The sequence below is a fragment of the Sodalis-like endosymbiont of Proechinophthirus fluctus genome, assembly GCF_001602625.1.
Classification (GTDB): Bacteria; Pseudomonadota; Gammaproteobacteria; order Enterobacterales; family Enterobacteriaceae.
In genome coordinates this window covers 2,674-14,216 of sequence record NZ_LECR01000035.1, presented here as the reverse complement: position 1 = coordinate 14,216, position 11,543 = coordinate 2,674, and the positions used below count along the sequence as shown (strand labels likewise).

4 protein-coding genes and 7 pseudogenes are annotated in these 11,543 nt (G+C 51.3%); 2 read left to right on the top strand and 9 right to left on the bottom strand.

Annotation, left to right across the window (positions count from 1 at the left end; translation table 11 throughout):
* From BG74_RS10550 to trmJ, 3 pseudogenes are all read right to left on the bottom strand, one after another.
* A pseudogene (locus tag BG74_RS10550) lies at positions 1-127 on the bottom strand (cysteine desulfurase); the annotation flags it as partial.
* Positions 128-183: 56 nt separating this feature from the next.
* Positions 184-685: pseudogene (locus BG74_RS03945) on the bottom strand (Rrf2 family transcriptional regulator).
* 218 nt (positions 686-903) lie between these two features.
* Positions 904-1,652 (bottom strand): annotated as a pseudogene (trmJ, locus tag BG74_RS03940) (tRNA (cytosine(32)/uridine(32)-2'-O)-methyltransferase TrmJ); the annotation flags it as partial.
* Positions 1,653-1,764: 112 nt separating this feature from the next.
* Between trmJ and suhB the strand changes: the two are divergent.
* On the top strand, positions 1,765-2,553 hold the full coding sequence (suhB, locus tag BG74_RS03935; RefSeq protein ID WP_066596745.1) for an inositol-1-monophosphatase: 789 nt from the start codon (positions 1,765-1,767) through the stop codon (positions 2,551-2,553).
* A gap of 374 nt (positions 2,554-2,927) precedes the next feature.
* Positions 2,928-3,737, top strand: a pseudogene (locus tag BG74_RS03930) (SDR family NAD(P)-dependent oxidoreductase).
* 1,094 nt (positions 3,738-4,831) lie between these two features.
* Here the strand turns inward: BG74_RS03930 and glyA are convergent.
* From glyA to BG74_RS16555, 6 genes and pseudogenes are all read right to left on the bottom strand, one after another.
* Positions 4,832-6,085 (bottom strand): serine hydroxymethyltransferase, encoded by a 1,254-nt coding sequence (glyA, locus tag BG74_RS03925; protein WP_066596743.1) that lies wholly within the window; start codon positions 6,083-6,085, stop codon positions 4,832-4,834.
* Between the two features lie 373 nt (positions 6,086-6,458).
* Positions 6,459-6,719: pseudogene (locus BG74_RS03920) on the bottom strand (P-II family nitrogen regulator).
* 432 nt (positions 6,720-7,151) lie between these two features.
* The gene (locus BG74_RS19500; RefSeq protein WP_066596741.1) at positions 7,152-7,349 is read right to left on the bottom strand and encodes a hypothetical protein; all 198 of its coding nucleotides are present in this window, start codon (positions 7,347-7,349) and stop codon (positions 7,152-7,154) included.
* A gap of 61 nt (positions 7,350-7,410) precedes the next feature.
* A pseudogene (locus tag BG74_RS19490) lies at positions 7,411-7,554 on the bottom strand (sigma 54-interacting transcriptional regulator); the annotation flags it as partial.
* Positions 7,555-7,769: 215 nt separating this feature from the next.
* Complete coding sequence (locus tag BG74_RS18865) at positions 7,770-7,895, bottom strand: hypothetical protein (RefSeq protein WP_256364211.1); 126 nt, start codon at positions 7,893-7,895, stop codon at positions 7,770-7,772.
* 2,160 nt (positions 7,896-10,055) lie between these two features.
* Positions 10,056-11,543 (bottom strand): annotated as a pseudogene (locus BG74_RS16555) (phosphoribosylformylglycinamidine synthase subunit PurQ); the annotation flags it as partial.

Below are 11,543 nucleotides of genomic sequence, written 5' to 3'. Positions count from 1 at the left end.
AACGATGGGATAGGGAAGCCGGATTACCGAAAATACCGTCCAGCGTAAGATGCTGCATCATTTTCTCCGCCACCCGCGGATCAACCGGCGTAGTAGAGGAGTAATCAAGATAAATCGGTAATTTCATGAAGAGTTAACTCCAAACTCGGGGCATCAATAAAAACGGACATCCTTAAATTGTACTCAAGAGCGCAAGTTGACGTTAATCGTTTCCTGAGGTCGGCTGTTGGCGATCGGACGGCACCTATCGTTATCTTGACGATAGACGATATCAAGAATTTCTTCATTACTGACCAGTTATAGGCCACAGGGTAATATTGTTAAGAAACTCGATGATGAGTACGCTAAGATCGCGCTATAGGGTATGGGCCAGGCAGCGATCACCGCCCTGACAGCCTTCTTTACTCTGGCAACGTGTAGCGTTCAATGATTCATCCACGACAGTGATAATCGCGCCGGCGGCAATCTTATCAGAGTCGCGACCCAGCAAATAACCCCACCCGGCCCCCAGATGCTCACCACTAAATAATGCTTGCGCAGGCGTGAGAAGAGCCGCTTCAAATAGGAAAGGGAAACGCATTGGCGCTCGGAAATTCCGGCGATCGGCACGGAGTCCCTTGCCGGAATGTAGGACGACATCAAGCATGGCGGTAACCGCATAACGGCCTTTGGAAGTTAGTCTCATGATCAGAATACTAGTGAAAGTAACGTAGAAAAATTATACCATTCCTGACTATAGTAATCAACTAGTTAACCGAATAATTATCTCAGATATTTATTCCCTTCCGCTGGCTATGTTTGCAACAGTCACCGGCGTAAATCTTGTCCCCGTCTGAAGACGAAACCGTGTCTGAAACGGCTCTCTGTGCACCCAGACGATAGCTGCCGGCATCCCGAATAGGGTTTTTGCGGCTTTTGCGGATACTCTCTTATGGAGGTAAACATCCCACGTAAGATATTCAGCTCCCTGACTTTCCGGCCGAGCGCGATTGAGCAGTCGACGCAACTTGTTCATCACCAGTTCCCGGATTGGCGCGCAGGATGAAACCGATCGCGCTCAGTACATGCTCCAATTGTTGGTAGAAACGCTCCAAATCTTCTGCTAGATGATAAACTGGGGATTCCTGCGCCGTCGCGTCATAGCTCTGACTTTTCAGACAGACGACTCGGACTTCATACGCCAAAATCTGTACTGCTATCGCCAAGTTGATGAGAGAACTGTATTCAGGATTTGGACGGGATCTGGACATGGAAATGACATTTTTGTAATTCATCATTAGTCAGGCCGATGCGCTCACGGCTAAATAAAAGCGCTACCGGGGCCGCGGGGCTTGAAGCCGCTTCCTGCACGCTTTTCACACCGCACTCACGCGTCTCCAGCATCGGCCAGGGGAAGTGTCCTCGAACGGGCACTGGTATCCACCACCAAACTACAACCGGCTAACGCCTGATCGAGATTGTCAACCAAGGTAGCATTGCCAATAATATCATTAGCGCCGGCGGATATGGCGATAGTCTGTGAATCGGGCTTGGCTTATGCAATTGATTGACCAGGTAGAGATTGTTTAATCCCATGTTTTTCATCGCGCGGGCGAGCCAATATTGCCGGTATGAGACATTTCAACCAGAATGATGCGGATATTATGCATCATAATCTTATAATTCAGAGGAAATGTGGGCGATAAGGTAGCATAGCCGTAGGTTTTTTGCTGACGCTTTGCTATACTCTCCGCGCCGTTTTAGTTATTTTAGTGGACGATATCCATGCATCCGATGCTCAACATTGCCATTCGCGCTGCGCGAATGGCGGGTAATTTGATCGTCAAACATTACGAAACCCCTGACGCCGTCAAAGCCAGCCAGAAAGGCATCAACGGCTTTGTCACTAACGTTGACCACGAAGCGGAACGTTTGATTGTTGAAATTATCAGAAAGTCCTATCCGCATCACACTATTATCGGCGAAGAAAGCAGCGAGCTGGCCGAAGAAGACACAGATATACAATGGGTTATCGACCCATTAGATGGTACTACCAACTTTATCAAGCGTTTTCCCCACTTTTCCGTTTCCATTGCCGTGCGCATTAAAGGCCGCACAGAAGTGGCCGTGGTTTATGATCCCATGCGTAATGAGCTATTCACTGCGTCCCGCGGTCAGGGCGCCCAGTTGAACGGCTACCGCCTGCGCGGCGGTAGCGCACGCGATCTGGATGGCACCATTTTGGCTACCAGTTTTCCTTTCAAACAAAAACAGCATGCCAACAGCTATATCGCCCTGGTGAGCAAACTGTTCGTACACTGCGCGCAGTGCGCGGATTTCCGCCGCACCGGCTCCGCAGTGCTGGATCTTGCCTATGTAGCAGCTGGCCGCGTGGACGGTTTTTTTGAAATCAGCTCGAAGCCCTGGGACTTTGCCGGCAGCGAACTGCTGGTGCGTGAGGCAGGCAGTCTGGTCACGGATTTTACCGGTGGCCATGATCACCTGCTTTCCGGCAATATTGTGGCCGGTAATCCCCGCGTCGTAAAAGCCATGCTTTCGATTATGCACAACTAACCGAGCGAGGCGATGAAGCGCTAAGCTTTATCCATGGCTGGATATATCCAGGGCTGGTACATCGCCACCGGCCTTGGCATTATCGGCTCAGAACCTGTCGCTGTCCAACAGGTTATGTCCATAATTTCCATTTAAGATCTATTTATACCTCCTTTTCATTTCCCTAATAAAACTCGCCGTTACCCCAGTCTTACTTGCCTTTCAGCGTCCCATCCATCACAGTAGCTTCTCAAGTTTACTCTTACCATTCACCCCACACAAGGTCATTTTCATTATGGACAAATCGTGGTAGAGAGAAGTCACCTGGGGGAAAATCGCCGCAGCGGCTAACCCCCTCCGAATGCCTCACTCACTTCTCAAGTAAGGAGGAGTGGATGCACAATTTGTTTGATCTGTTTGATTTAACCGGAAAACAGGAATTCATCACCGGCTGTGCCAGGGGCTAGCGTATCTGCTAGCCAACGGCCTCGATCTTTATAGCGTCAGCGTTATCGTAACAGTGACGACCTCGGCGAACGCCGAGAGGGTCGCGCGGAATAACTGCGCGCCGATGACCTAGGCGTATTGAGCGTGAGCTATGATATTATCGATAGAGCCGATGTCAACCGTGCGATTGAGCAACTATAACAGCACCAGGGTTCGATCGACATACTGAATCAATAATGCAGGTATTCATCGCCTGCATCCGCTGCTAGCTTTTCCCAAAGCTGAATGGGATGACATTACCAACATAAACCAGAAGGCAATATTTCTGTTCTGGTTTCTCAACAGGTGGCAAAGCGGATAGTGACGCGCCGTCGCGGAAAAATTATCAATATCAGCTCGATGCAATGCAAGCTTACCCGCCCTAACCATACATTACCCTTTATTATGCTGCCGCTAGAGGGGGCGGTCAAAATGCTGATCTGTGAGATGTGCGCTGAGCTTACGCTCTATAATATCCAGGTCAACGGTATCTCGCCAGGCTATTTCAAGACCGAAATGACCGGCCTCCCCGGCGGAGGACGACGCATTCAACACGTGGTTATTCCAGCGTACGCCCGCCGGGCGTAGAGGAGACACCTCAGGAATTGATTAGCGCGGTGGTATTCCTCGCCAATGGCCATCTGCTGTTTGTCGATGGCGGCATGGTGGGGCAGTGGTGTGATGACGCTAAACGGGTGGATACCGCTTACCATCTGTGACACCGCGCTGAAATACGGCAGCATGCTACCGGTAAGCACCAGCATTGGCCATACCACATTATGCCAAAGAGACGGAGCACGCGGCGTTATCAGCCGTTCAGCGACGCGACGACCGAAGAACACCAGTAGCATCAGCACCGTACCACCGGCTATCATAAGCGCGGACAAGACGCTCCAAGCATATGTGCCAATCACTTTGGCAAACAGCAGTACCAACACTGCCAGAGCAGAGGTGCAATCCCATCGCCACCACTACGGCGGTAGCGATCGTACCAACCATCGACCGCCTGCAATTATTCATCCGCGGCAAGTAACAGTGCCCATAACCGCAACCCACGGGGTTGTAATACTCCACCGGTGTTAATACCCAGACAGCCAGCGCCTTATCCAGTTCTACAGCGTCCCGTAATAGCGGGTGTAAGCGCTTGAGCGTATGTCATCTAGAGGTCCACCTCCCCCCTCCCACTAGGAAAAACTGGCCTTTTCTAGCCAGAATTGGCCAAGATGAAGCGTACGAGAAGAAAGATGCAGCAAATTGAGCGTCAAGGTAACCAGCAATATCGCCATCAAGCCCTATAATATAGCCGCGACCAGGGCATTATCAGCAAACTTTGCCGCAGCTGGGGATGGGTGGCAAGATAGGTGGTAATCACAAATTTGCCGTGGTCGGGTCTGACCGCGTACGGAATACACTATCCGCTTCCGGCAGACGCAGCCATCTGTTGCTATAGCTGTATTTAGCAACGGGGCTCTACTCACTGACATAGCTGGCGCACCAATACGGGACGGATCCCGAGACCACACGACGCGATCTCGCGCAACTCTCAAAGTCGAAACCGGCACGCTGTATCAGTTCGCCCTATGCCACCGGAAGGTGAAATACCGTACAGCGCCAGCAGATACGCAATCTGCTCGAATCCTGAACCCGTCTGCGATACTGCCAGTCCGGCGCCGCGGGCAACTAAAGCGCGCCTCAGCACCGCCAGGAACAAAAACGACCCCGCGGGGAACCTTTAGCTGTTTGTGACCGTGGTTATGCCAGCAAGAGCTATGCAGTCCCGTCCCCCTTACCTCGTTAAAACCGTTCGGTGCCGTCAAGCGTAAACGGGGTGGCGGGCACAAATATCCAGCACTTTATTTTTAGTCCGTTCAATCACCGTATCGTCATTGATATTTTCCAGCACGTCGCACACCCAGCCAGCCAACTCACGCACATCGGTCTCAGTAAAACCGCGTCGAGTGACCGCTGGCGTGCCGATACGTACCCCGGAGGTAACGAACGGACTTTTTGGATCGTTCGGTACGCTGTTTTTGTTGACGGTGATATTGGCACGTCCCAGGGCCGCATCTGCCTCTTTCCCTGTCAGGTTTTTATCCACTAAATCCAGCAAGAATAAGTGATTATTGGTAGTGCCGGAAACAACTTTAAACCCGCGCGACAAGAAAACCTCCACCATGGCCTTGGCGTTTTTGGCTACCTTCTGCTGGTAGGTTTTGAACGCGGGCTCCATTGCCTCTTTTAGCGCGACTGCCTTGGCGGCGATCACATGCATTAACGGACCACCCTGCGCACCAGGGAACACGGCGGAGTTCAGATTTTTGTACAGCTCTTCGCTACCTCCTTGTGCCAGGATCATACCGCCGCGGGGGCCGGCCAGCGTCTTGTGGGTCGTGGTAGTCACCACGTGTGCGTGAGGCACCGGGTTCGGATACACTCCGGCGGCGATAAGGCCCGCTACGTGGGCCATATCCACAAACAGATAAGCGCCAATACTGTCGGCAATTTGCCGCATTTTAGCCCAATCCACCATGCCGGAATAAGCGGAGAAACCACCGATAATCATTTCCGGTTGATGGATTTTCGCCAGTTTGGCCAGTTGCTCATAATCGATATGGCCGCTTTCATCAATACCGTAAGGCACAGTATTGTATAATTTTCCGGAGAAGTTGACCGGGGAGCCATGGGTCAAATGACCACCGTGCGCCAGATTCATCCCCAGCAAAGTATTGCCCGGTTGCAGCAAGGTGGTATAAACGGCGAAATTGGCTTGTGATCCCGAATGTGGCTGAACATTTGCATAATCGGCGCCAAACAGCGCTTTGGCACGATCGATGGCCAACTGCTCCACCACGTCAACATATTCACATCCGCCGTAGTAACGCTTGCCGGGATAGCCTTCAGCATACTTATTGGTCAACTGTGAGCCCTGTGCCTGCATAACGTGTGGGCTGGTGTAGTTTTCAGATGCAATCAGTTCAATGTGCTCTTCCTGGCGCATTACCTCCTGCTCCATTGCCTGCCACAGTTCGGCATCATAATCCGCAATGTTCATATCACGATTCAACATCTATTTCTCCCGACTCTCAGCCTACTATGGCGATTAAATTAGGGGAACAACTAGGGGGAACAACCAAGCCGTCAGTGTAGTCTTTTTTTTTCTAATTTCCGATAGAGTCCAGCGCTGCTTTTTACGCAAACGATTTCCTTCTCTTGATCCGAATAGCGAAATATTTTCATCGCGAAGGAAGAAAAATTCACGCGCGGGTTCCCCCTCTGCGGTATCCTGTGCGTTGCACATTCACGGCTCGCGCGCCCACACCTAACGCCTAAGCATTGCGGTATTCCCGTGATGCCTCGCGGGCTGATCCTTAAGACGCCGGCACAACGTGGTTATTTTTCCAATAGCTTGGGCCGCTGGCAGCGAACCTTAGATGGATTCTTCATCTTAATCGCTGGTGCCGATGTGCCACACACACTACGTCGAAGACAAAAATTTTGCCATCGCCGATCTTGCCAGTCTGGGCGGTGTGCATAATGGTGTCGACGACATCATCCGGCACCATCAGTTCAATTTATGCAGGAAATTTACCATGTACTCCGCGCTGCGATACAATTCAGTATGCCCTTTTTTGTCGTCTAATTCCTTTAACTTCAGTTACCATCATCCCGGTAATGCTGACTTCGGCCAGCACTTCGCGCATGTCATCCCATTTGATGGGTTTGATTATCGCATCAAGTTTTTCATTACTTCACCTACTTAGTCGATTACCAGCGCTCTCCGTCGATTATCGGAAACGAAGACTAATCAATGTTTAAAATTATTCTGGTCCATCGTATATGGCGGGAAAAGAGTTTATAAAACTCTATACGGTTATGACCAGCCATCAGTGCGGCCTGCGTCACATTTCCACGGGTTATTTGCAATAACTTGCGTAATAGCGCAATTCGAATTAATGGTGCGCCTAGGCGACGAAGGTAGCATCGCCGAGGTATCATCCAGCAGCGCATCACCGATGACCGGCGTGGAGGTTAACGCCATACACTATATTTATCACGTTCACCAGCGTACATTACTGGGCCAGCCGGCGGCCCAGTCTTCTCATAACATCGGTGGAAAACTGTGCACGAAGGGTTTATGGCGCTGCGCCGCCAGGCGTAATAAATACTACGCCAGCAGGGGAATATTCCTCGGCCAGTTCATGCAGGGGTTGCAGTTTCAGGCTGACGATATTTAATCTATAATACGGATCCTCGAGGAAAATGCGTATATCGATAGCGCGATTGCTGCCGAGCAGGCGCACCTTGTGCTCTTGCAGCAGTTTTCCCTTCATTCAACGAAAGCGGCATATCGCTAATTTCATCAAGAAATAATGTCGCCCTCGGCGGCCTGGAATAACCCTTCACGCTGGCTAATCGCGCCGGTGAAAGCACCATGGGCATAGCTGAGCAGTTCGCAGACAGTAGCAGCGTCTCCGGTAAGGCACCGCAGTTTATTGCGACGAACGGGGTATGGGCACGCGAGCTAGCGGCGTGGATCGCCTTCGCTAAAATTTCTTTTCCGGTTCTGGCTCTGGCTCTGCTCGCCCAGTAAAATGCTCTCGCGAAAACTGTCGTCCTGCTGCCAGCTTGCGCCCTAGTGTTGCCAGGTTTCCACGAGTGCCTGCGTCGGCGTCATGCGTGGCGCGCATTCCATAAGGCTTAATCAATAGCCAGATTTTCACTGCCCCATCGTCACTCTTCTAGATGTCATCTCACACTTTCGCAAGCGTTACCGCCACCAAATGGGTACGGGATTCCATTCCCGGCATCTCACTCAGTAGCTGTTTCGGGTCGCCGTCTTGCTGGCAGGCTGAGAGTAGTAGTATCAGTAACACCACCGATGCGGCGTACGGGAGATGGTTAGCAAACACAAAAAGAGGTAACTCGCGGTCTGCCGTGGTGAACGTGCTGCTCCAGTCATGTATTGACCACTTCTCGTCGGTTTAAGGGAGGGTAATGTGAAAGGCAGACCGCGGCGTAATCCACGCTCACTAAATCGAGTGCATCGCGAATACGACGGAACAACTCCGAGCAATGCTCAATCCCAGTGTACTGCCTTTTACTGCGTCTTTACGCTAGATGTAGCCTTGATGCTAGATACGGCCTTGATAAAACAGCTTGAAAATCAGAGTCCAATCCGTTTTAGCGATAGGTGTCCTACTATTGGCCAGTTCCAGTAGGATACACTGCCCGCTGAGGCGGCTTCGGTTCCAGATGTTACTGGATTACTGCTCGTAGTGCACCGCATTAGAATACAGATTATCCAGAGAACCCGGCTTAAAAACGTCGGCGGCGCGCCATGCAATTATGTTACCTCAAGCGTTACGTGGTTTTGAATACCCTTGGGCGCGCTGCCAGGTGTTGTGGACGGCGATAACGCCTGATACCATCGCCACTAGATTGATTTCCTCAGCCCTTCTTATAGGGCTTTCCGCCAACCGGCGATTTATAATCCAGAAATTGTTTAATTAATGCGTTGCTTCAAGTGGCGGTGGATGCTATCAAGAATCGCTGCCATTTTTTCTGATCGGCTCTCAGGCGGACCCGCCACTTCGTCCGCCATTCGCCAGGCCTATTCGCACAGGCTGGCGAATGGCGTCATTAATTCATAGGGAAACATGGCACAAAAACTTATGCTGCTGGGATTCCAACCAGGATAGCCGCTCATTTAGCCAAATTATGCGCTGGGCAAAGGACTGAATTTCACGCGGTGCGCTAAATGGCGTATCCGCGGCCAGCTTTTGCCACTACCCCAGCCGGTTGATTATGCTTTCGACCCGCTTTACTGGGCCGGTAATCATGCGGGTAAACAAGAATACTAGCGCTAAACTGAAAAACAGCAAAAACGCCAAACCAGCCAAAAGCGCCCCGTTCCTGCGATTGCCTGCTGCAGTTGGGGGTCGCGAGCAAAATATTTTCGCGCATCGCCTGCCCAATTCGCCGTTAGCATGGGAAAAGACTCCAGCTGTGCCGAAGCCTGGTCGGCCAAGGCCGCTGTTTTCACAATGGAGCTTATCGAGGGCGGCCAATAGGCTATCGAGGCATTAACGATAACGTAGATCCGGCAACAGATCGCCGAGACCACTCAAGGTCTGTAGATACTGTTAGCGTTGATTTTGGTATAATCGTGCCAATGTTGTGGGTCGTTAAGGATGCAACATTGGCGATAACTGTGCTTCATCGCCAGCGCTAAACTGGTCATATATTTCGGTGCGCCTGGCGTCCTCCAGCGTTGAGTGGTTTATTTCCGCCATCTGATCGCTCAGGGAGTCCAGACTCTGCCAGGCTTTTTAAGCCAGCATCAGCAGCAGTAACAACCAGACTGAGCGCGCCAGGATCACGAATTGGCACAGCGAACGGGGAAACGAACGCCATTTGTTCACGGTCATCGTCCTCAAAGGATTTACAGACAAGCCTTGATGCTAGTCAAGTATCACCAGCAGGAAAAGAAAGAAGATGCTCGCCTACAGGTCAAGTGTCTAATGGTAAAAATAAGGTGCCTTACTCAAGTGTCGTCCTGTGATTTTTTACACCGCCGAAGCAGCGATTAACGGTTACGTTGGACCGGTACAGCATATATTGGCATCATTCGGATGATATAGGGTGTATATTAAACTTCCTTCAGGACGCTGTCATATCGAGATGAATGAGCGACTGAGTTAAATATAGCAGAAACTATGCCACATCGCCAATTATAATTATTCATATATTATTTTATTTATCTTCCGTCTAGGATATCCTGCAATTCAAACGGAAATCGAATAAGTATGTCTCCTCCGGGAGACATAAATTGACTTTTTAATAAAAATTATTGAAAATAAAGATGAATATCCTAGCGTAAAAAGAGACAGCAGTAAGCCAATCGGCGAAAGGGCGTTACACGAGCAATCCAGCCAATCGGCGTTGCTCTGGCAATAGCATGCCTCAAGCCATCGCGCCACCGCCGCATGCCATTGTCTCTACTACGACCGCTCGCCGGCACGGATTGGCCAACGGTGTTAACTTAGCTGATTGCGCGCATTGCGAAACAGCCGCATCCAAGGCCCGTCCTCGCCCCACTCTGCGGGATGCCAGGAGTGACTAACGGTATGGAATAACCGTTCAGGATGCGGCATAGTCAACGTAACACGTCCGCTCGCATTGGTCACCGCGGCGATACAATTAGGTGATCCATGGGGTTGGCGGGATAGTTCTCCATGACCTTACCGTAGTTGTCCACATAGCGCAGTGCCTCAGACCTTCGCCGTGGGAGACGCGATAGGCAGACGGGTGCTGAAGATGCTCTGTAACAACAGCGACAGACTCTAGGTAACTTCGATCAGACTGAACTGCGCCTCAAAGCGTTCTGATTTATTGAGGAAAAAGCGCGACCACAACTCCGCTCCGGGAATCAGTTCGCGCAAATTGGACACTATATCTGACACTCGTTGCATACTACGAGCGCCAAGGCCTGCATCCGGTGAAAGAACTCCCCGAACTAATCACGTACCTGCGAATTGAACGAAACCTATTTCGCCTAACCTTCACCCGCACCCCAAGAACATCGCCATAGGTGAGACTTCCACAGGCCACCAGTATATGGAAACAGTCCAACGTGCGCGCGCCAGAGATGCACATCAATAGACTCTAGGCCCGCGTGGTAATAGGCGGCCGTCATCTCTACATGGGGGTTCATACCATACTCACACAGTACCGCGACTTTCTTTCTGCCGCTCGCCCTTGGCGATAAAAGGCGCGACGATATCATCGGCAGGATCAAAACTCAGAACTACTCAGGCCAGGATCGTTATCATCCTGACGGGCTGCATGTTCCTGATCGGCGCTTTCTCGATTATAGCACAGCCACCACATCTGCCAGCTGGTTTCTTCCCACTAGATTCTAATGGTGGTGCGGCTATAGATGCAAAGCGGGCGCCCCCGGTACGTAAGATAAACTGATCGCCGGGCTGGGCCGTACCCAGATAGTACAGACAATCCTCTAGTCCTTACTCGCGGAACAGAGTCGTTACCGTATCGCGGTTATCGGCGTTAATCTGGATAACCACCCAGATCTCTTCATTAAATAGAACGGCCAGCGCATCATCCCCCAGAATTCTGATATTGGCATCAATGCCGCAGTGGCCGACAAACGCCATTTCCGACAACGTAACCCGTAAACTGCCGTTGGCACTGGCGTGGTCATTTCCCGCTCTCCTATCCTTACTGCCAACGTATTTTTATCGACATGGAGCCTTTGCTCACCGGGATAGTCAGCCCCAGTGCTGGGCAAAGCTCCTCACCCAGGTCTTTCACCGCCTGATACAGGCTGGCATCTTCGCCGGAATATCCCGCGACGGCCATCCAGTTGGCTGAAGGTTTCACTCGCTTGATCTCGCCGATGTACGTCTCGGCCAGGTTAGTCAGCGCCTCGCCCATAGCTAGGCGGGCGGAAGCAGCAAAATTCAATAGCGTCACCAACACCCGCTCGCCAAGGGGATATTGCCTCA

What these genes read in the sequence shown, in the direction of transcription:
- suhB (WP_066596745.1), top strand. Translation starts at nt 1,765, where the DNA reads ATGCATCCGATGCTCAACATTGCCATTCGCGCTGCGCGAATGGCGGGT.
- glyA (WP_066596743.1), bottom strand. Translation starts at nt 6,085, where the DNA reads ATGTTGAATCGTGATATGAACATTGCGGATTATGATGCCGAACTGTGG.
- BG74_RS19500 (WP_066596741.1), bottom strand. Translation starts at nt 7,349, where the DNA reads ATGAAGGGAAAACTGCTGCAAGAGCACAAGGTGCGCCTGCTCGGCAGC.